17 protein-coding genes are annotated in these 23,501 nt (G+C 68.7%); 12 read left to right on the top strand and 5 right to left on the bottom strand.

Going from position 1 to position 23,501, the window contains the following annotated elements:
- Positions 1–4: 4 nt before the first annotated feature.
- On the bottom strand, positions 5–3,868 hold the full coding sequence (locus WMF34_RS15235; RefSeq protein ID WP_231864849.1) for a tetratricopeptide repeat protein: 3,864 nt from the start codon (positions 3,866–3,868) through the stop codon (positions 5–7).
- A gap of 91 nt (positions 3,869–3,959) precedes the next feature.
- A complete protein-coding gene (locus tag WMF34_RS15230) occupies positions 3,960–5,621 on the bottom strand; it encodes a hypothetical protein (protein WP_157906685.1) in 1,662 nt (553 codons plus the stop codon).
- Positions 5,622–6,294: 673 nt separating this feature from the next.
- Between WMF34_RS15230 and WMF34_RS15225 the strand changes: the two genes are divergently transcribed.
- A complete protein-coding gene (locus WMF34_RS15225; RefSeq protein ID WP_012235544.1) occupies positions 6,295–7,146 on the top strand; it encodes a hypothetical protein in 852 nt (283 codons plus the stop codon).
- A gap of 130 nt (positions 7,147–7,276) precedes the next feature.
- Entirely contained in the window at positions 7,277–7,711 is a 435-nt protein-coding gene (locus WMF34_RS15220) for a YraN family protein (RefSeq protein ID WP_049876262.1), read from the top strand.
- 239 nt (positions 7,712–7,950) lie between these two features.
- On the opposite strand, the gene WMF34_RS15215 is transcribed toward WMF34_RS15220, so the two are convergent.
- Both WMF34_RS15215 and WMF34_RS15210 read right to left on the bottom strand, forming a co-directional pair.
- Positions 7,951–8,820 carry a HAMP domain-containing protein gene (locus WMF34_RS15215; RefSeq protein ID WP_012235542.1) on the bottom strand — a complete coding sequence of 290 codons (870 nt, stop codon included), beginning with the start codon at positions 8,818–8,820 and terminating at the stop codon, positions 7,951–7,953.
- Between the two features lie 76 nt (positions 8,821–8,896).
- The gene (locus WMF34_RS15210) at positions 8,897–9,682 is read right to left on the bottom strand and encodes a HEAT repeat domain-containing protein (protein ID WP_044968514.1); all 786 of its coding nucleotides are present in this window, start codon (positions 9,680–9,682) and stop codon (positions 8,897–8,899) included.
- Between the two features lie 481 nt (positions 9,683–10,163).
- On the opposite strand from WMF34_RS15210, the gene WMF34_RS15205 reads away from it, so the two are divergent.
- From WMF34_RS15205 to WMF34_RS15165, 9 genes are all read left to right on the top strand, one after another.
- The gene (locus tag WMF34_RS15205; protein ID WP_437993728.1) at positions 10,164–11,942 is read left to right on the top strand and encodes a carboxypeptidase regulatory-like domain-containing protein; all 1,779 of its coding nucleotides are present in this window, start codon (positions 10,164–10,166) and stop codon (positions 11,940–11,942) included.
- A gap of 144 nt (positions 11,943–12,086) precedes the next feature.
- Complete coding sequence (gene ftsY, locus WMF34_RS15200) at positions 12,087–13,448, top strand: signal recognition particle-docking protein FtsY (protein WP_437993727.1); 1,362 nt, start codon at positions 12,087–12,089, stop codon at positions 13,446–13,448.
- Positions 13,449–14,009: 561 nt separating this feature from the next.
- Positions 14,010–14,798 carry an outer membrane beta-barrel domain-containing protein gene (locus WMF34_RS15195; protein ID WP_231864847.1) on the top strand — a complete coding sequence of 263 codons (789 nt, stop codon included), beginning with the start codon at positions 14,010–14,012 and terminating at the stop codon, positions 14,796–14,798.
- A 73-nt stretch (positions 14,799–14,871) separates the two neighbouring features.
- Entirely contained in the window at positions 14,872–15,750 is an 879-nt protein-coding gene (locus tag WMF34_RS15190; protein ID WP_012235537.1) for a hypothetical protein, read from the top strand.
- Positions 15,751–16,087: 337 nt separating this feature from the next.
- On the top strand, positions 16,088–16,783 hold the full coding sequence (locus tag WMF34_RS15185; RefSeq protein WP_044964943.1) for a HEAT repeat domain-containing protein: 696 nt from the start codon (positions 16,088–16,090) through the stop codon (positions 16,781–16,783).
- A gap of 242 nt (positions 16,784–17,025) precedes the next feature.
- Complete coding sequence (locus WMF34_RS15180; protein WP_437993726.1) at positions 17,026–18,687, top strand: hypothetical protein; 1,662 nt, start codon at positions 17,026–17,028, stop codon at positions 18,685–18,687.
- A gap of 11 nt (positions 18,688–18,698) precedes the next feature.
- Positions 18,699–20,147: a cytochrome c3 family protein gene (locus WMF34_RS15175; RefSeq protein WP_012235534.1), complete on the top strand. Its 1,449-nt coding sequence runs from the start codon at positions 18,699–18,701 to the stop codon at positions 20,145–20,147.
- Positions 20,148–20,255: 108 nt separating this feature from the next.
- Positions 20,256–20,510: a hypothetical protein gene (locus WMF34_RS15170; RefSeq protein WP_044964942.1), complete on the top strand. Its 255-nt coding sequence runs from the start codon at positions 20,256–20,258 to the stop codon at positions 20,508–20,510.
- Between the two features lie 77 nt (positions 20,511–20,587).
- On the top strand, positions 20,588–21,718 hold the full coding sequence (locus WMF34_RS15165) for a hypothetical protein (RefSeq protein ID WP_437993725.1): 1,131 nt from the start codon (positions 20,588–20,590) through the stop codon (positions 21,716–21,718).
- 16 nt (positions 21,719–21,734) lie between these two features.
- Here the strand turns inward: WMF34_RS15165 and WMF34_RS15160 are convergent, their stop codons facing one another.
- Entirely contained in the window at positions 21,735–22,631 is an 897-nt protein-coding gene (locus WMF34_RS15160; protein WP_012235533.1) for a GGDEF domain-containing protein, read from the bottom strand.
- Between the two features lie 77 nt (positions 22,632–22,708).
- On the opposite strand from WMF34_RS15160, the gene WMF34_RS15155 reads away from it, so the two are divergent.
- Positions 22,709–23,479, top strand: coding sequence for a DUF3105 domain-containing protein (locus WMF34_RS15155; protein ID WP_437993724.1), 771 nt, complete (start codon positions 22,709–22,711; stop codon positions 23,477–23,479).
- The last annotated feature ends 22 nt before the right edge of the window (positions 23,480–23,501 follow it).

Here is a 23,501-nt window from a genome sequence, read left to right as displayed (position 1 = left end):
TCCATCACTTCCTGGGTCGGGTCGTGGCCCGATCGAGCGCCGAGCCTTCCTTGGACGCGCCAGCCGCCGCCGGCGCCGCCTTCTTGTCCTCGCCCGCCTTCTTGTCCTCGCCCTCTTCCTTGTCCTTGCTCGCAGCCGGCTTGTCGGTCGCGGTCAGCGCTTCTCGGAAGGGGGTCCCGTCGAGGTTCAGCGGCGCAGGGCGTTCGCTCATGCCGGAGTTGACCCGCGACGGCGAGCCACGGAATTCGTCGATGAGGTGGTACTCGGCGCCGTAGTTCTTCGACAGCCACACCTCGCAGGTACGCGAGTAGTCGTCGAAGTACTGGTACTTCACGGACAGGTCGAGGCAGGTCTTGAACGCGCCCTTCGCCATCTGCTTCTGCGGCTCGCTCGCCTCGTCGAGGCGCGAGTAGTACTCACCCCGGATCTCGTCGTACGAGACGTCGGTGCCCGGGACCATGCCGTGCCCCTTCCATTCCTTCGGGATGGGCGCGGCCCGGAACTCGGCGACGAACTTGCCCCACATCTGACCGACGCGCGCACCGGCCGCGATGACCCACTTCGGCGGAGGCGTCGGCTCCAGCTTGAGGATCTTCTGGTACTCGGCGTCGGCTGCCTCGATCGCCGGGCGCTTCTTCTTCACCCAGTCGGCGACCTTGGTGTTGATGTGCTTGAGGACGTCCTCGCGGTTCCCGGAGCCCTTGTACTCGGGGAACTTGATCTTATCGACGTCCTTCCGCTTCTGCTCGGCGAAGTGGAAGTAGGCCTCGCCGACCGCGGTCAGCACCTTGCCGAGCCGGCGCAGCTTCTCCGGCTCCTCGCCGCCGATCGCGTCGAGCTTCTTGAGCGCGGCCGCGGGGTCCTTCCAGTAGCCGCGGACCTTGTTGTACTCGCCGTTCGCCGGGGTCACGCTCTTCGTCTGCAGCAGGACGCGCGCATACATCGCGTGCGCCTGCACCTGGACGTCGAACGTCGCGTTGCGATCGATCTGCGGCATCGCCGTCGACAGCCGCCGGCGCGCCTGATCCCAGTCCTCGCGGTCGATGTAGTGCGCGCCGATCGCGAACGCGATCTGCGCCGTCTGCGCCGGCTTCGCCTTGCCGTAGTTCTTGTTGAAGAGGTCGGCGTCCTTGATCGCCTGGTCCTCCTGACCGAGGCCGAGCCGCAGCACGACCGCGTCCTGGAGCGCCTCGGCGGCCTTCTCCCCCTTCGGGTTCTCGCGGGCGTAGCGCTCGTACCAGTTCGCCGCCTCGTCATAGACCGCGATCGCCTGGTAGTTGCCGCCGATCTCGTAGATCGACGTCTTCGCCAGCTCGGTGTTGTGGAGGTTGTACCGCGGGTCGAGCAGGATCTTGCGGGCCGAGATCGACTTGGCGATGAGGCGGGCGGCCTGGAACGCCTTGGCCGCGTTGTAGAGGATCTCCTCGCTCTTCTCGCACGCAGGCTGCTTCGCCTCGCAGGCGGCCTCGCCGTACTTCTTCCACATGTCCATGTAGGCGACGGCGGCCTTCTCATAGTTCTTGAGGGCCTCGACGCCGCCGGCCGCGTCAGCAGCCTCGACGAGCTTCTGCGCGCGCAGGCGCTCGATGTCGCGCTGGATGCGGATCAGGATGCCGCACTGCTCGGCGTTCTCCTTCTCCTTGCCGCCCTTGCAGTAGAGGTCGATGAACTTGGGCACATCCGCGGCCATGTCGTCGTAACAAGACGGACGCGGCGGATCCATGTTCGCGCCGAGGACGTTGAGCGACTCGAGGTAGAGCTGAGACGCGTAGATGCCGACCTCCTTGTCGGCGTGGTTCAGCGCCACGTCGCGGAACGCGAGCGCGGCCTCCTCCCAGTGCTGCGCCTCGAAGTACGTGCGGCCGCGCGCGTACTTCACCTCGACGTACTGCTCCTGGGCCTCCTTGTCGTTGGCCGCAGGCTTGATGTAGCAGACGTACCGGTTGAAGGCGGTGATCATGCCCTTCTGGCTGTCACTGAAGTCCTTCGGCTGGAACTTCGCCTTCTCCGCCTTCTTGTCGCCCTTCTTGCCCGTCCCCCCGTCGGGGAGGTTGCCGGACCCCTTCTTGTCGGAGCCGTCCTTGTGGGTCTCGGTGTAGATGTTCTGGTAGCAGAGCACCGAGGCGTACGCGGCCTCAGCCGCCTGCGGCCCGTTCGGGTCCTCGGCCACGACCGAGTCGAACGCGGGACCGCACTTGGCCCAGTCCTTCTGGAAGTACAGAAGGTCGGCCATCGCGTACTTGATCTTGAAGATGTTCGGCCAGTCCTCCTTCAGGATGCGGGGGAACTCGAACTTGGCGAACTGCTCCTGCTTGAAGTTGTTGACGACCTTGTCGTAGAGCTGCGCGGCGAGCTGCATCGTCTTCTTGTCGCCGGTGCCGCGCACGCCGCCCGAGCCCACCGCCTCGAGGTGCCAGGCCATCGCCGTCTCGGTCAGCAGACCGGCGGTGATGTTCGAGCACTTCAGCTTGGCGTCCGCCGGGTGCCCCTCGCCCTGGAACTTGTTGTGGACGTCGAGCTGGCGCCCGAGCTCGCCCATGATCTGGTCCTTGTTGCCAGACTTCATGGCGAGCGTCGCCTCCGCGATATGCCCCTGGTAGACGCAGTACCTCGGGCCCCGATCGCGGGTCATCAGGTCGGTGTAGAGCTCGATGCCCTCCTTGTAGTGACCGGTGTCGAGGTAGTTCTGCCCGAGGTCGTCCATCATCTTGAACGTCTTCTCGGAGCTGCCGCTCGCGTCGCCGCTGAGCGGACGGAGGAAGTCGTGCGACTTGCGCGGGTCGCCCGCGAGCGCGTAGACGGGGATGATGTCGCGCCGCGCCGAGACCGCGAGCTGCGCCGCGTTCGGCATCTGCTGGAACTGCTGCCCGTACTCGATCGTCTTCTTGAACTCGCTGATGGCGCGGGCGAAGTCGCCCTTGTTCCAGTAGACGTATCCGAGCTTGTAGTGGGCGTAGCCCCAGACCTTGTTCTCGGGCGGCGGGTACTGGGTGACCTTGACGTACGACTGCTCCGCCAGGTCCCACTTGGACGGGTCGCCCTGCGCCTCGTTGAAGAAGAGCTCACCGAAGGCGAGGTACGCGTTCGGGATGTACTTCGAGTTCGGCCAGTTCTTGATGAGCTCGAAGTAGACCTTGCGAGCGTCCTCGAGCTGCTGGGCCTGCTCGTACTCGTAGGCGAGGTAGTAGAGGACCTCGTCCGTGCAGCCCGTGCTCTTCGCGGGGTCGGCCGCGTTGGTGCTCTGGCAGTACTTCGGATACTGCGTCTTCAGGTCCGTGTAGTACTTGATCGCCTGCTTACGCGCGAGGACGAGGATCTTGTCGGCCTTGGCGACCTCGGCCCGGATCCCGGCGACCGCCTTCGGGTTCTTCCGCTTGGCCTCGTCCGCCTTGATCTGCCCCTCGGTCTTGTCGCGGAACGCCGCCGACTCGAGCTCGACGTAGCCCTCGGCGAGGCGCCGCATCAGCTTCGGCCGGTCCGGCGCGTTCTTCGGCGTCGAGGAGTACAGCCCCTCGAGCCCCTGGATCTCCGTCACCAGCAGGCTCCTCACCTTCGGGGCGAGGCGATTTCGCCGCTCGTCGCGCTGCGCCGAGGCCTGTGAAGCCGTCGGATTGGTCGGCTTCGTCAGGTCATCGCGCTTCTTCAGCTGGATCCCCTGCGGGGCAGACTTGAAGCTGACCTGCGGCTTCTTGCCCGCCGACACCTGGAGCTTGCCGCCCGGACAGGCGGCGATCGCATCCTTCGCCGGCTGCGTGATGCACGCGTCGGCCGCCGACGCGGGGCTCGTTGTGACCGCGCACGCCGCCACGGCCAACGTACCCGCCGCCGCGCGGAGCGCATGCAGTACACCGAACTTCGACTGCTTCATCTCCATCTCCGTCCCTCCGCCACGGACCCCCGTGAGGAAGCGCTGCCTGCCCCGCGACCTCCGGCCGCGGGGCCAACCATGATGAATTCGCTCACTTGCTGCACTTCGACGTCACGACCTGCCGGTAGAAGCCGAGCTCGTCGCGCCAGTACTCGCCGTCGAACGGCCAGAGCACGTGCTCGTCGTCGGGCTTGACGACGCCGTACGTGAGCGCGTCCTCCTTCGACAGCTGGCCGCTGACGACCTGCTGATCGAGCTTGTTCCTCTCGGCCGCGGTGATGTCGATGAGGATCTTCGACGAGTCGCGGAGGTGCTCGTTGAGCTCGTCGAGGTTGCGCTGGTAGCGCTCCCGGCCGAGCGTGCCGGCGTTCCGGATCGCGAGGCTCCTCGCGAACTCGAGCGCGTCGGTCACGTCGCTGCCGACCGGAGAGTTGCGGAAGTTGGCGGGCGCCTTCTTGAATCGATCCGCCTCCTCATCGAGGATGCGCACGTACTCCATGTTGCGGCGGAGCTGGCGGTCGGAGAGCGCGTTCTCGACGATCGGCCGGACCCTCGGCGGGATGTCGCCCTTGCCGGCGCCCACGTCCTTCAGGAACTGGAAGAAGCGCTCCTCGTTCCCCTCCCCCTGGTACCGCACCAGGATCGACTCGAGGTCCTTCTTGATCGGCTCGTACTTCTTCTTCATCTTCGCGACGATCGTGGTCGCGTCGCCGTACTGGCAGATCGTGAACGAGACGACGGCCTTCAGGATGTCGGCCTCGGGATAGAACGAGTTCGGGAAGTAGGGCGACTCGATCGTGTGGATGTTGCCGAGCGCCTGCGGGTACAGCCCGGCCATGAAGTACGCCCAGGACTGCTCGAAGAGGCTGTCCAGCCAGTACTCGCTCGCGACGTCGACGCGGTTCCAGTACTTGACGGCGGCCGAGAGCTTCGCGGCGTCGATCGTCGGAACGTTGTTGTCGTCGAGGCGGACGGAGGCCGAGTAGTAGGTGCGCGCCATCGAGAGGAACGCGAGGTCGCGCATGCGCGCCTCGTCCTCGAGGCCCTCGACGCCCTCGTCGATCGCCTGGACGATGCGCTGGAACGACTTGACAGCCGGCACCGACTTGCGCAGCTGCACGTACGAGATGCCGCTGAAGAACTGGGCCTGGACGTAGTACTTGCTGTTCGGGTCGACCTTGGCGAAGAGGCTGATGGCCTCCTCGTAGTTCCGGTTCCGGTACTTGTAGCGGCCGAGCAGGTAGTTGAGCTGCCAGTAGAGGTCGCGCTGCTGGGGGTTGTTGAAGCGCGCGATCTGCTCGGTCTTGTACTTGCCGACGCGCTCGATGATGTCCGCCGGCTCCGGGAGCTGCGTCGCGAGCTTGGACAGCCAGAGCAGCGTCTCGTTGAACTTGAGGTGGTTCGGCTTGTCGGCGATCTGCGAGAAGATCGCGTAGCTCGCCTGGTAGAACTGCAGGCGGTAGAGCGCGATCGCGAGGTGGTACTGGGCGATCTGCTTGTTGCCCTCGTCATCGCCGGTGTCGCCGTCGACGACGCGCTTCAGCTGCCGCGCGGCGTCGCTCCACCGCTCGCTGTCGAAGAGCCGCTTGCCCTGCGCCGCCTCCTCCGTCATCTGGCCCGCGGTCACGGGGCCCGCATCCTCGTCGGCGCTGACCTCTTTGCTGGGCTTCTTGTCGCCCTTGGCGTCCGCCTTTTCAGCCGCGACGGGCTTACCTTTGCCGGGCTGCGCATGCCCCACGGCGGGGGATAGCAACAGGGCAGAAGCTACAAGGCAGATACTCGCCACCCGGTTCCGCATCGTCGTTCCTCGCTTTCGGCGACGTAAAGATCGTGGCCCCTTCGCCCCGTTCGCGGCTCCACACACGGAGAACGCGCGCCGTAGACCCCCGAGGCAGCTCGGTCAGGAACCAAAAAGTTCAATGAGAATCAACGGATACTTGCGTGTGGCGGGGGATGGTAGGATTGTGGCGCGCAGCTTGTCAAGCGATGCCGGGCGAGGGGCCCCCTCTTGCATTCCCGTCCTGAGACACCGGGCGCCGGGTCGACCTTGGGGTTGCGCACTGCGTAGGAGTCGACGGTGGAATTATCGAACGGAGGCGCGCTCGCTTCCTTAAGCGCGATCGTCGCACGTCGCGCTGTCGCCGCACTGTTGCCGCACTGTTGCCGCCCAGGCGGCAGCCTGACCGCCCGCTGCCAAGGGACCAGCGCGCTCAGGGTCGAACGCCTCGCACCGGCGGCGCCCGCCCACCTCGGCGACGTGGACGGGCGCGCCCCATCCGGCTGTTGACGCTCGAGGCGCGCTTCGTCTAGGGTCCAACCGCTGACGTTGTGCCTTTGAGCACCTCGACTTGAGCGTTTTCTTGCCTCCCGTCCGCGCGCCTCTGCCGAAGCGGTTGCGCGCACCGCCGCCGAAGGAGCACGTTCTGATGACCCGTTCCATTCTGTCCGGCCTGCTCGGCCTGCTCAGCGTCGTCGCAATGGCGAGCCTGCCCTCCGCGTGCGAGAGCGGCGGCGTCGGCGACCCGTGTCTGCCTGAAGACGAGTACGATTCGCAGTTCGCTGGCTTCAAGGTGACGGAAGAGAACATCGAATCGCGATCCTTCCAGTGCCAGACGCGGATCTGCCTGGTGAACCACTTCCAGGGGCGCGTGAGCTGCCCGCTCGGCCAGGAAGCGCCCGCGACGTGCACACCCGGGCAGGCCGGGTGCAGCGACTGCGAGGAGTCGGGGACGTACGCGCCCGACTGCGAACCGTCGAACCCGGACGGCGGCAAGAGCCAGTGCCTCAGCGGCATGTGCGACCCCGCGGGCGCCTTCTGTCGCTGCGGCGGCGACGCGGACTGCCCCGGCACCGGCTGGAAGTGCGAGGAGGGCGTCTGCAAGCTCTACCTCTGCCGCGACGGCTTCACCGGCTGCCAGGACCCGACCAAGTCGGCGGCGGAGAACGAGGGCAAAGCCTGCTGCGTGCCGGGGACCGACGACCAGGTCGCGTCGCCCGTGTGCGGCCAGTGCGCCGCCACCTCGAACCGGAACGCGCAGCAGGCGGTGTACTGCTCGTGCCGGTGCGGCGTGGCCGACGGCGAGCCGGACGATCCGAACTTCAACTTCTGCGAGTGCCCGCAGGGCTTCACCTGCTCGGAGATCCGGCCGAACGTCGGCCTCGGGGACCCGAACATCACCGGCAAGTACTGCATCAAGCAGAACACGCAGTTCGAGAACGAGGGGGCCTGCGGCGACGTGCAGGGCCGCGCCAACTCGGACCAGTGCGAAGGCTTCTAGGCGTCGGGTGACCGGCCGTCGCGGCTCGCGAAGCCCTCGCCCGACGACGGCCGATCTGGCCGGCACCTCCCTCTCCCTCCCTCCCAGCGACGATTCTGGCTCACACGACGGCCCGCCGCCCGGGCGCACCGTGACGCGCAGCGCGCCGGCGGCTTCGGCGACGAGCCGGACCGCGATCGGGTCCGCCGGCGCTCCGGCGGCCGACGCGCGGCGAGCGCTCGGCGCGCGCGCGGAGGACGCGGTGGTCGCTCACCTCGCCGCGCAAGGCGTGGAGATCGTCGCGCGCAACGCGCGGGTCGGGCGGCTCGAGATCGACGTGGTCGCGCGCGACGGCCCCGTCATCGCGATCATCGAGGTGCGGACGCGCGGCGCCGGCTCGTACGTCCGCGCCCTCGACAGCATCGACGCGCGCAAGCGCGCCCGCGTGCGGCGAGCGGGCGAGCGGCTCTGGCGCGCCACGTTCTCGCGCGTGCGCGGCGTGGAGCGGATGCGCTTCGACGCCGCGTCCGTGACGTTCCTCCCGAGCGGCGAAGCGACGGTCGAGATCATCAAGGCCGCCTTCTAGCGCGGTGCTCGCGCGCTGCGGATACGGGCCCATCTCGACGTTTTCGGTACTCGGCGTACTGAAGTACGCCTCCGTGCCGAAAACGCCGATCTGGACCCGTCTCCTGTGCGCGCGAGCACCGCGCGGCGACGCTAGGGCCGGAGGGGTCCGGAGCGCGCGGCCTGATGTTTCTTATTTTTGGCTTGATTTCGGGCTGGATTCGGACGGCGCGTACGTCGATCGAGCGCGCGCGGGCTCGATCACGCGTCGAGCTGCTCCTGCATCTCGCTGCGGAGCCGCTTCAGCTGGGAGAGGCCCTCGGGGTCGATCTCCATCGTCCCCTTCTCGGCGCGCGCCCCCGCCTCGAGCTTCTCGAGGATCGCATCCATCTTGGCGATCTTGCCCTGCTGGCGCGCCCTCAGGTCCTCGACCATCTTCTCGAACGCCTCGAAGAAGTGCTGGAGCTCGTCGCCCTTCCGGAGCTTCTCGCGCACGATCAGCTTGCCCTCGCCGACCTGACGGAGCAGCCGCTTCATCTTGAAGATCGGCCCGGCGATCTTGTGCGTGAAGACGATGCCCGCGACGCCGACGCCGAGGACGAGCAACGACAGGAGCGCGACGATGAGACGGAGCAGCATCTGCTGGTTGTCCGCGACCTCGGCGGCCTGCCGCTCGAGCGCCTCCGCCCGCTGCTGCAGCGTGGCCGCGTCGCGCTCGAGCCGCGCCTGCTCGTCCTTCAGCTTGCTCTCGTCGCGCTGCGCCGCCTCGCCGAACGTCTTCGCGAGCTCGGGGTCATCCTTGTACTCCTTCGCGATGTTCATCGCGACGACCTCGCTGACCCGACGGCTCTGGACGAGCACCTCCTGGCCGCGCTTGACGGTCTCCTGCCCCTGACGGACCGTCTCTTGTCCCTGCTGCACCGCACTGCGGCTCTGCTCGATGATCTTCGAGCTCGCGTTCCAGAGGAGGATCCCGAGCGCCACGGAGAGCGCAAGGCTGATCCCCACGAGGAACCCCGTGTATTTCAGCTGGAAGTTCTGGTCGAGCAGGTAGTTCCGCGCGCTCCGCTGGTAGCGCGCTCTGACCTCCGGCGCGGAGGTCTGCGGGGCCGTGCTGGAAGCGTCGCTCATGGGATCCTCGAAGCTGGCTGGAGATGACAAGGGTCGTGAGGCACTGGAAAAGCCAATATCGAGCAGCGAAGGTGCGTCACAGCGAGGCGACGACCTTGTGGAAGGTGTCGACGGCGTTCTCGACGCACATCTTCATCAGGATGTTCTCGCTCTGGACGTCTTTCTTCGGGGTGCCGCTCTGCGTGAGCTTCGGCGCGAACTCCCCCTGGAGCGACTTGGACGGATAGGTCCACATGCTGACGCGGACCACCTGGGTGAGGTTGCCGCCCTGGTACACGGCGGGCTCGACCGTGGCGAGGAGATAGAAGCCCTTCAGCTTCTTGCCGTTCAGAATCTTCTTGCCTTGCGCCACCGTCTCGCCCTTGGGGGCGACCGCGTAGCCGCCCTTCGCGAGGATCTTCGACTGCATCGCGGCGCGCACGAGCGGCTCGATCTCGGACTCGGGGCGGCCGCTCTTGTTCGTGATCTCGATGGCCACGTAGTACTTCGTGTCCGCGCCCGGAGGCGGCGGCGCCGCCGAGCCGCCCCCGCCGCCGGCGGACAGCGCCGCGATCGACTTCTGCATCTGCGACTTGACGGCCGGCGTCTGCTCGCGGCCCTCGGCGCGCTCCAGGCACGCGAGCCCCGCGGGCTTGCCGAGCTTGCCGAGCGCCGCGGCCGCCGCGACCTTGACCGACGCGTTGCTGTCCGTGAGCGCGTCGCACAGCGGCCTCGTGGCGGCGTCGTCTCCCGACGCGCCGAGCGCGAGCGCCGCCTGCGTGCGGACGCGATAGTCCTCGTTGGTCCTGAGCTGGTCGGCGAGGTAGCTCGTGCGCTGATCCGCGTAGAGCCTCGTGGGTATCAGCGAGAGTACAAGCGTCACAACCAGCAACACGAGCACTGAAAAGGGCCGACGCATTCCACGTCCGACGATACACGAGCGCATCGCCGCCGTGGCGATCGGATCAGCGGGTCTACACCCGAAAATTGGTGCGCACACGCTCGCACTTTTGCCTTGCATTCGCTCGCTCCTCGCTGCGACCAGACTGGACGGTTTGACGCGGCCTGCCCGCGGCGCTTCAACGCGTGAACCATGTTGGGCTCACGGCGAACACGGCTTCACCATCCGCTTATCTACCCACCGCTGCCGCCATCGACCCGACGCGCTGCCGCGAGCTCGCGTGCACGTCCGCTCACGTCCGCTTACGTCCGCACTCGCCGCTCGCTCGCTCGCGCGCTCGCGCAGCAGACGCCGGGCGAGCGCGGGCTCGGCACGGCTTCGGCAGCTCCCCCTTGCCCGTGCCGCGTCGGCGTGACGGATAATGCGCGACCATGACGAGGAGCTCGCCGGAGGCCTTCGGGAGATGCACGGACTGAGACGATGCCTGCCGTGGGCGCTCCTCGCGGCCACGGCGCTCGCGGCGGCGCACGCGGCGCACGCGCAGACGCAAGGTGCGCCGCTCCGCATCCATGTGCGCGGAAGCGCGCAGATCGAGGCGGTCGCATGGACCGAGCCCGACGGGTTCGTCGTGCGCGGAAGCGTGGTCGACGACGCGCGGAGCGCGATCGCCGAGGCGCCGCTCTCCATCGACGCCCTCACGAGCGCCGGCGCCCCCGCGGTCCTGCCGGCGGTCGACGGGTGCGCGGCCGACGGCACAGCGCGCGCCCGCGAGCCCCGCCCCTCGCAAGGCGGCTATGTGATCGCGACAGACGAGCGCGGCGGGTTCTGCCTCCGCGGGCGCGCGCCGCTCGCGGACGCGACGCTGCGCATCCGGTTCGCCGGGGGAAAGCTCTACGACGCGGTCGAGGCGAAGATCCCGATCGAGGCGCACGCGGCCCCGCTCGCGCCGGTGATCCTCCGGTTCGATCCGCCGGTCGACGCGGTCGATCTCGATCGCCCGACGGTGAACGTCACCGTGGCGCTCCGGCTCGATCGCAGCGGCGCGCGCGGCGTGGGGAGCGGCGCGCCGTTCGAGCGCGAGCGCCTCCCGGTCGTGCTCGAGGACGAGCGCGGCGCGCGGCTCGCGGAGGCTCCGACCGGCGGCGACGGCCGCGCGCGCTTCGAGCTCCCGACCGAGCGCCTCGACGGCGCCGGCCAGGGCGTGCTGCGCGCGCGCTTCGATGGAACCGCCACGCTCGCGAAGGCGAGCGTCAGCCAGAGCGTCGTGCGGTACGCGCAGGTCACGCTCGATCTGTCGCATCCTGTCGAGCCGGCGCGCGCGGAGGACGGCGTGCCGATCGACGTCGAGGTGCGCTCGTCCCGCGGCCCGGTCGAGGGCGGCGTGGTCGAGGCGCTGCGCGCGGGCGAGCCCGTCGGGGCGGCCACCGTGATCGGCGGCAAGGCGCGGGTGATCGCCGCGTTCACCGCCGAGCGAGCGGGGACGGTCCCGATCTCGCTCCGCTACGTGCCCGCCTCTCCGTGGTGGATCCCCGGCGCGGAGCTCGCGATCGACGTGCCCGTCGCGGGCCCAGGGGCGTGGCGGCAGATCGCGCTCGGCGCCGCCGTCCTCGCCATCGCGGGCTGGGTGCTCGGCGGCTGGCGGCGGGCGCCGAAGCGCGCCGCAACGACGCGCGCGGGCGACGAGCGGCCCGTCGCGCCGCCCGGCCGCGCCGGCGTGCGCGTCATGGGACCGCTCGAGGGCGCGACCGGCTGGCGTGGCGCCGTCGCCGACGCGCATGACGGAACGCCCATCGCGCGCGCCGAGCTCGTGATCGTCGTCCCCGCCTTCGACGGCAGCGGCGTCATCGCCCGCGCGCTGACCGACGACGTCGGCGAGTTCTCGATCGAGGCGCCGTACCGGAGCGACGCGAGGCTCGTGGTCCGCGCGCCGACGCACAGCAGCCATGAGCAGGCGCTCCCGTCGCCGAGCAAGCTGGGCATCGCGCTGGTCACGCGGCGCCGTGCCGTCCTCGATCGCCTCGTGCGCTGGGCGCGGCGCCAGGGAGCGCCCTTCGAAGGGCCGCCGGAGCCGACGCCCGGGCACGTGCGCCGGGTGGCGAGCAGGGTTCAGCAGCGCGAGGTCGAGCTCTGGGCGAGCCGGATCGAGCACGCCGCCTTCGGTCCCGATCCCGTGGACGAGCGGATCGAGCAGGACCTCGGGGCGTCGGAGCCCAAGCCGGGCGCCTCGCCGCTGGCCCCGTGAGCCAGGCGACGGGGCCCGCGGAGCGCCGGCCCCGTCGCCGCGCCGATCTGCCGTTTCGCTGGTCGGATCGCGCCCCCGCGCGACCGCACGTTGACGTATGGGGTGCGTCCCATATAGTCGGCTCCCTCGCCGGAGAACGCCAACGTGGAAATCGCCCTAATTATCGTCGGCCTCGTCGTGGTGGCGGCGATCGTCTACTTCGTCACGAAGAAGGCGCCGCCACCGGAGATCGCAGCGCCCCCCGAACCGAAGAAGCTCCAGGAGAAGGCGAAGCAGCCCTCCGAGAAGCCGGCGGACAAGCCGACCGAGAAGCCGCGCGCCCAGAAGAAGCCTCCGGCCGAGGAAGCTCCTCCGGCGAAGGCGAAGGAGCCCGCGCCGCAGGAGGAGCCGCCGGCGGCGCCCGCCCCCGTCGAGGCGCCCGTCGCGCCGCCGCCCGCCGTTGCGCCGGCGGCGCCCGAGCCCGCGGTCGCGGAGGCGCCCATCGCGCCCGCGATCGAGGCGCCGGCCATCAAGCCGACCGCCAAGCCAGCGCGGGAGACCGCGCCTCCGGCCGCGCGCAAGCGAGACATCGAGGGGCTCCGCAAAGGCCTCACGAAGGTGCGGGAGAGCGAGGGGTTCTTCGGCCGGCTGAAGGCGCTGTTCGCCGGCAAGAAGGAGATCGATCCCAACGTCGTCGAGCAGATCGAAGAGGTGCTGCTCACCTCGGACGTCGGCGTGAAGACGACAGAGCTCCTCCTCGACGAGATCCGGTCGGCGCTCAGCAGGAACGAGCTCGCCGACACCGACAAGGTCTGGGACGCGCTGCGCGAGCACGCGAAGCGGATCCTGCGCGTCGGCGCCGGCGGCGGGCTGCCGCTGAAGGCGCAGCCCACCGTGGTGATGGTGGTCGGCGTGAACGGCGTGGGAAAGACGACCACGATCGGCAAGCTCGCGACGCAGCTCAAGGCCGAGGGCCGGACGGTAGTGCTCGCGGCGGGCGACACGTTCCGCGCGGCGGCGGTGCAGCAGCTCAACGTCTGGGGCAAGCGCGTCGGCTGCGAGGTCGTGCGCGGCAAGGACGGCGCGAACCCCGGCGCGGTGATCTTCGACGCGATCCAGAAGGCGAAGGACACCGGCGCCGACGTGGTGCTCGCCGACACCGCCGGCAGGCTGCACACGAAGACGAACCTCATGGAGGAGCTGTCCCGGGTCGCGCGCACCATGAACAAGGCGCTCGAGGGCGCGCCTCACGAGACGCTGCTCGTGCTCGACGCGACGAACGGCCAGAACGCCATGCAGCAGGCCGCGCTCTTCAAGGAGGCGCTGCCGATCACCGGCATCGTGCTGACGAAGCTCGACGGCACCGCCAAGGGCGGCGTCATCCTCGGCATCTGCGCCGAGCATGGGCTGCCCGTCCGGTACGTCGGCATCGGCGAGCGCGCGGAAGACCTCCGCGAGTTCGAGCCCGACGAGTTCGTCGAGGCGATGCTCGGCCGCGCCAGCGGCTCCGAAGACGCGGCCGCCTGAAGCGCGGTCGCGGCGTGAGCGCCGGCGGCGCTCGATCTCTCCTCACCACCCAATCGCGCGGCTCGACACCGGTCCAACCAACGGGCGATGGCTCCGATGTCTCAGCACGCCGCGCCTGTGCCGCTGAACCCGTCAGGCGCCACCACCGTCGCGCCCTCGGCGCAGGCACACCGGCGATCCGAGCCCGCGGTGATTGTGCAGCGAGTCTGCCGCTCGCCGCGTGTCCACCCGGCGGGTCCCCTCTGCGACGCCGCCGGTCGTCCGTGGCAAAAGGATTTGGTTGTTGATCCTTTTATTTTCGACGTGATATAGTCCGTCGGGCTTGGCGGTTGACCGAATTATTTAATGAATTCGAGTAGTTAGGAAGCTGTACTACCTGGGCGATCGATCGCTCGCATCGCACGGACTTCGGAAGGGATGGCGATGAACCAGGCTCGCGTGGGGCTTCTCGTTGCGGCTGCGCTGGTCGCGATGCCGCTTACGGCATCAGCTCAGCCAAAAGGGCAACCCAAGGAAATCAACCTCGACGAGCCAGAGACTCCTGCCGAAGGCACGGAGCCGGTGGAGGCACCCGCGGCCCCTGCCGAGGGCGGCGAGACGACGGGGCTTGGGGACATCTGTGCTATCGACCCGACGGCGTGTCCCACGATCAATTTGGAGAAGGAGGCCGCGAAGGATCTCAAGAACGAGACCTACGCGGTGCAGCAGATCTACGCGCTGCGCTACCACCGCTTCGAGGTGAACCCGTACTTCGGGCTGACGATGAACGATCAGTTCGTCGGCCACAACGGGCCGGGGCTCGCTGTCAACTGGTACCTCACCAACGTCCTCGCGATCGGGGTCAACGGCAACTGGTACGGTGGCCTCAACACGCCGTCGGACTTCAACTTCCAGACGAGCAGGGCGGCGCGTATCGGCGAGCCGATCACCGAGTATCAGTGGAACGCGAATGCGAACTTCACGTACGTCCCCGCGTACGGCAAATTCGCCGGGTTCAGCGACTTCATCTTCCACTACGACTTCTTCGTGCTGGGCGGTGTCGGCGCGATCTCGACGAGGCCCATGGCCGTCGTCGATCCCGACAACCGCACCTTCGACTGGAAGCCGAAGCTCTCGTTCCACGTCGGCGGTGGCCTCCGCATCTTCTTCAACCGCTGGTTTGCGGCGATGTTCGAGGTCAGCGACTACATCTTCTTCGACGAGCTCGAGAACCCCAGCGTCGACACGAACAACCCTCAGGACAAGAGCACCTGGCTCGCCGAGGGGAAGAGCTTCACCAACAACGTACAGGCGCAGGTCGGGCTGTCGGTCTTCCTGCCGTTCTCCTGGGAATACCGGCTGCCGAAGTGAGGACTTTGGACGCGGGGACGCGCAGACGCCGAGCGCGAGACATAGGATGATTCAGCCAAAGACGGGGACAGGCATGATGCGTCGATTCGTCCAGAGCCTCTGCACCGTGGTGGCAGGGCTTACCGGCTGTGCACTTCTGATGACGGCTGCGCCCGCGGAGGCGCAGGAGATCCAGCTCACGGGCCCTCTGGCCGGCGCGCCGGCCGTGCGGAAGCTCCGGCTCCACCGTGACGGGCGGTTCGAGGTGGCTCCAGGCGCATCGTTCACGCTGCTGGACGAGTACCGGCGGACGATCATGCCGGGCCTGCGGCTCACCTACCACTTCACGGACTGGCTCGGCTTCGGCGCCTGGGGCGGGTACGGGTTTCAGTACAACACCGGGTTGACGGACGAGCTCCAGCGCGTCGCGATCGACGGGCGTAACTGCGACACCCAGCCGTTCACGACGGCGTGCCAGCTGACCAGGGTCAACCTGACCAAGGGCGATCTGACGAAGGATCAGCTCGGACAGATCCAGTGGGTCGCAGCGCCCCAGGTGACGGTCGTTCCCTTCCGCGGGAAGCTGGCGCTGTTCGCCGAGCTCTTCGTTGACACCGACGTGAGCTTCTTCGCGGGAGCCGCGGCGATCGGCGTGAAGGAACGCAAGGAGTGCGGCACGACCACCCAGAACTCCTGCGCGGACACCTTCGGGCTCGAGAGCCGCATGGCCTTCGCGCCGACGTTCGGCCTCGGCTGGAACTTCTACCCGTCGGACTTCATCGGCTTCGGCGCGGAGTGGCGCGCCCTGCCGTTCGCATGGAATACTTCGGGCTTCGACAACCACGGGCTCGGAACGGACGAGGCGTTCCCTGACCGCAAGGTGGACGACAAGGACCGCGAGTTCCACTTCACGAGCATGGTCACCGTGAGCCTGAGCATTCAGTTCCCCACCGGCATCAAGACGACGGAGTAGACGGCTGCGCCGGCTCGCGGTGACCGAGCCGGTCCGCCCGGGGTAGCTCGGGCGGGGAGGCCCTCTGCAGGGAGCCACTCTAGCGGGGTGCAGGTTCCTGTGATACGGGCTCAGCCGCTAGGCAGGCGCGTGAGGCGTACGAGAGCACGCCGCAGCGAGCCGAACGACGCGGATGAGCCCGTAGCGCACGAAGATGCGCCCCGCTATAGATCGGGCGACGATCGCCGGGTAGCTCGGACCGGGCGGCGGGGACAGCCACCAGAGGTCAGCGTTGGGTATTTTCGATTTTCTCCGCAAAAGCAACCCCCCTGCCGGGGGCGCCCCCTCCGACAAGAAGGTGGCTGGGCCTGCGAAGGTCGTCGCGGACAAGCGCGCTCAGACGTACGACCGCCTCGACGCCATCCAGTCGCTCGCCGCGATGAAGAGCGCGGATGCGGCGGCGGCGCTCCTCAGGCGCTTCACGTTCTCGATCGACCCCTCCATCACGGATCAAGAGGAGAAGGATCTGGCGTTCCGGGGGATCGTCGATGCAGGCAAGGACGCGGTGCCGGCCGTCGTCGACTTCTGCATCAAGGCCGAGGCGCTCACCTGGCCGCTCAAGATCCTGCGGGCGCTGCTCGACGACACCGGGTACCGGACCGAGCTCGTCCAGCTGCTCGACCGCTTCGACACGGAGTATGCGCGCAACGTCGAGCCGAAGCAGCAGCTCATCATGGCGCTGGGCGACATCAAGGGCGACGACGTGCGGGTGGCGGTCGAGCGGTTCCTCGACGATGTCAACGAGACGGTCCGTTTCCACGCCGTGCAGACCATCTTTTCCCAGGAGGATGAGGCGAGCGTGCCAGCGCTGGTGAAGATGCTCGCGGCCGAGGAGTCGGTCCGGGTGAAGAACAAGGTCGCCGAGGGGCTGATGACCCGGGGCTGGACGGTGCCGGCCGAGCTGCGGAGCAGCGCGAGCCAGGCGCTCCAGGACTCGAACGGCTTCAGCGTGGGCTCGGACGGCAAGCTCCGGAAGGGCGCTGGATACAGCTGACCCGGCGCGCATCGTGACAAGTCCGTTCGTCCTGCGATCGGGTTGACAGCATCACCGCACGTGGACGAAACTCCACGCCATGCTTGTTCAGCCCTCGGCGGCAGCTGAGAGCGAAGCCGCGCAGACCGGCCCGCACAAGACGAAAGCGAGCGCAGTCCGTGATTGAGCACCGCTCATGGATGGCGGAGCTTCCGTCACGACCTCGTCCCCGGCGCTCCAGCGACGCGCGCCCAGGCACGCTCGTGGAGAGCGCCCGTCGCGTCCCCCTCGGTCGCCTCCCCCTGTCACGCGCGCTGGCCGCGGCGTGCCTGCTGCCTTGCGCGCTCGCCGCGCGCACCGCGGCCGCAGCCGACTTCGAGGTCGAGTCGACGACCGGCGTCCAGGCCTACGAGGTCGCGGGCCCGTGGGGCGACACGAACATCGAGCGGCGGCGGCTCCTTCAGACGCTGGGGCTCGCCGTCTACAACCTCCAGGGCGACTCCGCCCCAGGCGAGGCCGACTACTCGGCGACCGTGCGGCTCCGGCTCGACGCGGACTTCGGGATGAATGGCCACCTCGACGGCGCGCAGCGGGGCGGCGAGACCGACTACAGCATCGATGGCGGCTCGCGCTACATCCCGGGGCTGCGCGAGGCGCCCCTCGATCTGATGTACGCGTACGTCGAAGGGCGGAACGTCGCCAGCGGGTGGCTCGGCTTCCGGGTCGGCCGCCAGTACGTGAGCGACGTGCTCGGGTGGTGGTCGTTCGACGGCGCGCTCGTCCGGCTGACGACGCCGTACTACGTTCAACTCGAGGCGTACGGCGGGCTCGAGCAGCGCGGCGGCCTGCCGCTCTCCACATCGCGCTTCGAGCGGCAGGGGATCTGGCGCGGCAGCCACCGGGGTTTCGGCGACGACCGGACGCAGCCCGGGAGCGCAGCGGATTTCCCGTCGTATCAGGAGGCCGATCTGGCGCCGGCGTTCGGCGTCGCGCTCGAGAGCGCCGGCCCGAACTACATCCACGGTCGCCTGACCTACCGCCGCGTTTACAACCTGGGAACCTCTGTCACCCAGCAGTTCCCGGATCCGGACGGAGGCGTCCGGACGTCCGATGAGTCGCGCATCTCGCAGGATCGCCTCGGGTATGCCGCCAACATCAACAAGCCGGATCTCGGTGGCATCAAGGGCGGAGTGACCTACGACTTCTACAACCAGCTCGTCGGCTCGTTCTACGGCGGCCTGGAGGTGTACGCCGGGAGCCGCGTCACGCTTGGGGCGGACGTCGACTACTTCGTTCCGACGTTCGACGCTGACTCGATCTGGAACTGGTTCACCCACGATCCGATCACCACGATCACCGGACGGGCGGCGGTGGACATCACCCGCGAGATCGATGTCGCGGCCTGGGGCGGCACGCGGATGTGGATCGCCGAAGGCAACCCGGAGGAGTTCGGCGCTGGCCAGTGCGAGGCGGTGAGGCGACCGGGCTGCGTCGGCGCGACGTCGCTCGATCCGAATGACGGCGATCTCCGCGACTACGCGCGCGACGAGAAGAACCGCGCCACGACGATCTCGACCGACGTGCTCGCGAACCTCGCGGGCCGCTACCGCACCCGCACGACGTCGGTCGAGCTCCGCGGGATGCTGCAGGCGGGGGAGCGCGGGAGGCGGACGGGGGCCGATCTCTCGGGAGAGAAGCGTCTGAGCGGGCAGCGCTACGCGCTCGGAGCGCGGATGTCGCTCTACGACTGGGAGGATCCGCTCAGGCCGGACCGGGGCGCGACGTCGTTCGGATATGTCCTCGGGGCCGGGTATCGGCCGGGCGAGGCCGCGGATTTCAAGATCGAGTGGGAGCACGACATGAACCGGCTTGTGGGCCAGCGCTTCCGGATCGTCGGCCTCGTGAACCTGCGGGTGGCGCCGTGAGCGAGGATCGCATGGACGCAAGACAGGACGGACGCCGCCGCGCCCGGCGAGACGAGGCGAGGTTCGTCCCTGGGTGGGTCGCGATCGTCGCGTGCCTGGGCGCGCTGGCGCTCGCGATCGTGGGCCCCGAGGCGGCTGCCCAGCCGAAGCCGCCGGCGGCAGCGGGAGACGACGGCGCCGAGGCGGCAGAGGATGACGCGGAGGAAGGCGACGCCGAGGGAGAGGCGCCCGCCAAGGCGGCGCGCGGCGGGTACACGTCGGGCCTCCACCCGATGCCCGACGACGCGGAGGTGCCGCTGGCGTGGATGCCGCCTGGGACGAGCGCGACCCCGGTCCCGAGCGACGAGATCTACCCCCCGCAGACGCTGACGATCCGCTTCAACCACAAGAAGCACGTCAAAGGGCTCAAGCAGACGTGCAAATCGTGCCACGGCGCGGCCTACACGAGCGGCGCGGTGACGGACCGGCTGCTGCCGAAGCCGAGCGAGACGTGCGACAACTGTCATGATGTCGATCACTCCGACCTCACCCAGGTGAAGGCGGGGACGAACGAGAACGGACAGTGTGCGTATTGCCATATCGGGGAGAACGCTGGCAGCGACGGAAAGGTGGCGCCGCTCGTGCTGCCGCACGCGAACCTCCGCTTCCCTCACGCGAAGCACGTGAGCCGGAACATCAAGTGCAGCCAGTGCCACGGCCGCGTCGACCAGATCGAGCTCGCTACCCGAGATCAGCTGCCGCGCATGGCCGGTTGCTTCACGTGCCACAACATGAGCGGCGCGGCGCAGGGTGAGGCGAAGAGCGACTGCGACGTCTGCCACCTGACGCGCCCCGACGGGCGGCTCGTGACCGCGTTCGCCACGGGCGATCTGCTGCCGCCCGCGTGGCTGCACAGCGCGGGGCACACGCCCGACTGGCTCGAGCGGCACAAGCAGATCGCCGCGAACGACAGCGCCTTCTGCGGGTCATGCCACAGCGCGAACTACTGCACCGACTGCCACGACGGGAAGATCCGTCCGCGCAATGTCCACCCGAACGACTTCCTCTCGATGCACCCGCAAGCGGCCCGGCAGGACAATCCTCGCTGCGTGAGCTGCCATCAGGAGCAGACGTTCTGTGCGGACTGTCACCGGCGGACGGGCGTGGCGCGCGAGGCGCCGAGCGCAGCGCGGCCCGCGGGGCGCCGCTTCCATCCCCCGCCGGCGGAGTGGACCACGGCGCCGCGCAGCGCGAAGCACCACGCCTGGGAAGCAGAGCGAAACCTGAATGCGTGCGTTTCCTGCCACACCGAGCGGGACTGCGCGACCTGCCACGCGACGCGCGGGGCGTCAGGCGGGCAAGGGCTGAACCCGCACCCGCTCGGGTTCGAGAGCAAGTGCAAGACGGCGTTCTCCCGGAACCCGCGTCCGTGCCTGGTGTGCCATCAGTCGAGCGACAGGTTCGTGCAGCGGTGCCAATGAAAAGTCAAAATCCGTCAGTATATTCCTTGCCCTGGCCTTCCGGCGACGGGTATAGCGAAGTGCGCGCGGCTTCCCTAACGATCGCCGCGAACGCCAAGGAGAACGGGCGTGAAGGAGCTGATCAAGTACCTGATCGACAACCTCTATCTCGATTTCCAGGGGGAAATCACGCTGGAGACAGTGCGGGGCTTCCTCCGCGAGGACGACGGACGGGAGGCACGCCAACTTTTGTCGAAGCTCATCGAGGAGAAAGGGGTAGACGACATGCTGATCACGCTGGCCGACTGTCTCAAGGAGCACATCCAGTCCGGGGTGAACGAGAAGGTCGTCCGCGAGCAGCTCTCGCTCTACTCCGAGAGCTGAGCACGCTGGCTCGCGCGACGCGCCTCGCCCCCCTCCCCCTCTGCCTGCAGGCGGCCCTCGCGACGGCCGGCTGCGACGTGGGGGAGGCCACGCTCCAGCCGATCGACGCCCCTCCTGTCCAGCTGATCGAGGCGCGCGCCACGACCAGCCTGGACCAGAACTACCAGCCCGTCCGCACCGCGCTCGATCCCGCCGGCACGACCGAGGTCCTGTCGACCGCGAGCTTCGTGCTGAAGTTCGATCGCTACCTGCTGCCGAGCTCGGTGAGCGCCACGGTCGGCGCCGAATCCGTGTGCGTCTCGGGCGATCTGGCCACGGTCCAGACCTACGCGGACTGCGTCAATCCGATCGCCCTGGCGCCCACGTACAACCCTGTCCAGCGGGAGGTCATCTTCCGCCAGATCGAGGGCATGCCGGGCCTGGTTCCCGGGACCCGGTATGCGCTGACGGTCTTCAAGCCGGCGGACGAGGCTGCTTCGTCCGGCGTCCGCGCGTTCGACGGCGCGCCCCTCGGCGGCAACACGCGCATCGAGTTCTCCGTCGCGGCGACGAACCCGCCTCAGGCGATGCCGGAGCGCCCGCCGAGCGGCGACTTCTTCTGCCAGCGAGACCTCGAGTGCGTCACGGCCACGGCAGCTTGCCAGGGCGACGCTCCCGCGGATCCGACGTGCGTCGCCTGCGTGAGGGGCGCCGCGTACTACCTCTTCTACGGCTGCTTCGGGTGCCACAACGGCGCGAGCGCCGCCGCAGGGCTGGACCTGAACCTGGGCACGGCGTTCAACCAGCTCGATCCGCTGTTCAAGACCGCGATCGGGCGCACCGCGCACCAGACCCAGATGGGCGAGAAGGCGCACGTGGGGGAGGCATCCCCGGAGCGCTTCGGCAGGGCGATGCCGCTCATCGACCCGGGAAACCCGGGGAACAGCTACCTGCTCTACAAGATCCTCATCGGGCAGAGCGCGGTCGATCCCTCCTTGCCCGCCGATGCGGCGGAGAAGCTCCGCCAGGAGAACGAGCGGCTGCAGGCGGCGTTCGTGGTGGGGATGCCGATGCCGCCCCCGCCATCAAACCCGATCTTCTGGTTCCACCCCCAGGAGCCGGACGATCAGAACACAACGCCCTACGTGGACGGCATGGACATCCTGTCCGCGTGGATCCTCAACGGCGCCGCGCCGCGAGACTGCTCCGCCCCGGCTGCCTCGCCCTGACGGCGCTTGCGCGGCGTCACATCACGCGATTCCGCCCGGCCTTCTTCGCATGATAGAGCCGCTCGTCGGCGCGGCGGTAGAGCTCCATCGGCGAGACCGGCGCGTCCGGCGTGACGCCGGCGACCCCGAAGCTCGCGGTGACGGCGACCTCGCCGTCCTCGAAGCGGAACGGCGTGCGTTCCACGAGCGCGCGCAGCTTCTCGGCCACCAGGCGGGCGCTGTCGACGGCGATCTCCGGCACGAGCAGGGCGAACTCCTCCCCGCCGACGCGCGCGAGGATGTCGTCGCGGCGGACGTTCGCAGCGGCGAGCGCGGCCATCTGGCGGAGCACGGCGTCGCCCGTGAGGTGCCCGCGGGTGTCGTTGATGTTCTTGAAGTGATCGATGTCGAACATGATGAGCGCGAGGTGGCGATGGTAGCGACAAGCCCGCGATACCTCGCGCTCCAGCGCGACCTCGAAGGAGCGCTTGTTGTGGACCTGCGTCAGACCGTCGAAGGTCATCAGCCGGTAGATCTCCTCGTGATACGAGAGCTCGACGTTCCCACCCTGGATGAACTTGAAGATCGTCCGGCCGATCTTCACCTGGTCACCGTCCTTGAGGGCGCGCTCATCGACGGAGACGTCGTTCACGTAGGTGCCATTGGTCGAGCCGAGATCGCGGACAACGTAGCTCATCCCCGTCCAGGAGATGCGCGCATGACGCCGGCTCACCGCGTCGTCGTCGAGCGGGATATCGGTCTGTATCGCGCGCCCACACTCGATCGCCCCGGTCCCTAGCGCGATGCGGCGCCCGAGCTCGGTGCCGTAGATCACCACCAGGCACGCGGTGCCCGGCGCCACCGGCGGCACCGGCGGGGCGATCGCGGTGCAGGTGACGAGCGTCTGCCGGTGATCGTTCTCTTGCTTCGCCACGCTAGGGGACCCAAGTACACCAGAGCCGACGTGCCAGGGCAACGCGCGTCGCGCGTCGGACATGGTAGGCTTCGACCATGAAACACTGCGGTTTCGCGCAGATGTGTGTCGCTGCCACGATGGTCGCCGGGCTCGCCGTTCCTCTGAGCGGGTGTGGCACGAGCTCGCCCCCGATCGACGAGGGCGACGCCGCGCCCGCGCCGCAACAACCCGAGACCGTCACGAGCTTTCCGGACGCGCCGCCGCTCCCGGGCGAGGCCGAGTGCAAGGTCGTCGTCAAGACGGGGATCCCCGTTACATCGGCGCAACACGTGGCCACGTGCGCGCCTGTCCAGTACGCGACCAACCCGCCGAGCGGCGGCGATCACTGGGGCCTGTGGGCCGAGTACAAGCGCTTCGAGTCCGAGGTCCCGCGCGAGATGTACGTCCACAACCTCGAGCACGGCGCGATCGTCCTCGCGTACCGGTGCGCCGCGTCCGGCTGCGCAGAGGTGAAGGCGGTGCTCGACGAGGTGCGGGCCGAGGCCGCCTCCGATCCGAAGTGCCTCCTGGTGCCGGGAGGGCCGGAGGCGCGGCTCGTGATGACGCCCGACAGCGCGCTGGACACCCCGGTCGCGGCCGCGGCCTGGGGCGCGACGTACACCGCGACGTGCCTCGACAAAACGTCGCTCGCGCGCTTCGTGGCGGACCACTACGGCAAGGGCCCGGAAGACACGTGCAGCGACGCGGGGGCCGTCGATATCGATCTGCCAGACGGCGGCGCGCCGATCTGCGGCGAGGGATCAGGCGGCGGAGGCGGCAGCGGAGACGGGGCGGGCGCGGCGGGGGGCGCTCCGCCGGATCCGTAACCGGGTTGACAGGTGGCTCCTC

The sequence above is a fragment of the Sorangium sp. So ce145 genome, from assembly GCF_051525985.1.
Classification (GTDB): domain Bacteria; phylum Myxococcota_A; class Polyangia; order Polyangiales; family Polyangiaceae; genus Sorangium; species Sorangium cellulosum_B.
This window is presented reverse-complemented; position numbering and strand designations above follow the sequence as displayed.

Excerpts from the sequence above, each read along its gene's own strand:
- WMF34_RS15235 (WP_231864849.1), bottom strand. The coding sequence starts at position 3,868 with ATGAAGCAGTCGAAGTTCGGTGTACTGCATGCGCTCCGCGCGGCGGCG.
- WMF34_RS15225 (WP_012235544.1), top strand. The coding sequence starts at position 6,295 with ATGACCCGTTCCATTCTGTCCGGCCTGCTCGGCCTGCTCAGCGTCGTC.
- WMF34_RS15215 (WP_012235542.1), bottom strand. The coding sequence starts at position 8,820 with ATGAGCGACGCTTCCAGCACGGCCCCGCAGACCTCCGCGCCGGAGGTC.
- WMF34_RS15205 (WP_437993728.1), top strand. The coding sequence starts at position 10,164 with ATGCACGGACTGAGACGATGCCTGCCGTGGGCGCTCCTCGCGGCCACG.
- WMF34_RS15190 (WP_012235537.1), top strand. The coding sequence starts at position 14,872 with ATGATGCGTCGATTCGTCCAGAGCCTCTGCACCGTGGTGGCAGGGCTT.
- WMF34_RS15175 (WP_012235534.1), top strand. The coding sequence starts at position 18,699 with ATGGACGCAAGACAGGACGGACGCCGCCGCGCCCGGCGAGACGAGGCG.
- WMF34_RS15155 (WP_437993724.1), top strand. The coding sequence starts at position 22,709 with ATGAAACACTGCGGTTTCGCGCAGATGTGTGTCGCTGCCACGATGGTC.